At 72.0% G+C, this 1034-nt stretch carries 1 protein-coding gene; it reads right to left on the bottom strand.

Annotated elements, in window-relative coordinates; translation table 11 throughout:
- The coding region (locus A5701_RS06295; RefSeq protein ID WP_156669948.1) for an SDR family NAD(P)-dependent oxidoreductase at positions 1–1034 on the bottom strand (1034 nt) is incomplete at both ends.

The raw sequence follows: 1034 nt of genomic DNA, 5'->3' as shown, positions 1-1034 counted from the left end.
AGGACCGGCTGGCCGGCGAATGCCGCCAGGTAGACGCCCTCCAGCGGTGGCAGGTCGGCGCCGAACCGGTCGAACAGTTCTCTCATCGCGGTTTCGTCGGTGGCGTCGGCGGCGACTGTGACGAGGGTGGTTCCCGCCGCGGCGAGGCCGTCGGCGAGCTCGCGCAACCGCTGGCCGGGGTTGCGCGACACCGCGACGATGGTCCCGGCGCCCATCCGGGCGAGTTCACGGATCAGGTGTGGGCCGATGTTTCCGGTGGCGCCGATGACCAGTTGGCTGGCGGCGGTGTCCAGCGTCACCGGTTCGGTGGGCAGCGTATGAGCGTGCAGCCGGGGCACGTGCCGCACGCCGTTGCGGTAGACGACCTGGTCCTCTCCGTCCGCCCCGGTGGTCTCGTCGAGCACCAGGCGCGTCAGCACCTGTGCGGGCACCGAGCCGTCCAGATCGATGATGCCGCCCCAGATTTCGGGGTGTTCGAGTGCGAGGGTGCGTCCCAGGCCCCACAGCGCCCCGTGTGCGGGGTTGGCGCGGTCGCCCTCGGTGGTCGGTTGGCCGTTGCGGGTGACGATGAACAGCTTCGCTGGCGTGGCGGCGGCCGCCATGGCCGCGGTGAGCCGGCGGGTGTGGTGGAACAGCTGATAGGCGACCGCGACCGACGTTCCGGAGGCGGGCGGCGCGTAGAGCACGCGGTCGACACCGTTGAGCGCCCCGTGCAGTGCCTCTTCGTCGGCGAGGGCGCCGGACTCCAGGCCCTCGATGCCGATTTGGGACCCGGCGACGCGGTCCAGTTCGCCGGTCAGCTCGGTGTCGCCCACGACCAGCCATCGACCGCCGCCGGGTGGCGGAGCATCGGGGAGCGGTCGCACGGGCCAGGCAACCCCATAGGACCAGTCATCGATCGGGGTGCCGTTGCCCCTTCGCGCAGAGCGGGTGTCCGTCGCAGCGCGGGGACTGTTGGGCCGCAACGCCGGTGGGGCGGCGGACGCGATGTCGATCCAGTGGCGGGTGTGGTGCCAGGGGAGAGGATCGGCGAC

This window comes from Mycobacterium sp. E3305, from assembly GCF_001666785.1.
Classification (GTDB): Bacteria; Actinomycetota; Actinomycetes; order Mycobacteriales; family Mycobacteriaceae; genus Mycobacterium.
Note: the sequence above shows the minus strand (reverse complement) of the source record. Positions and strands in the feature narration are given on the sequence as shown.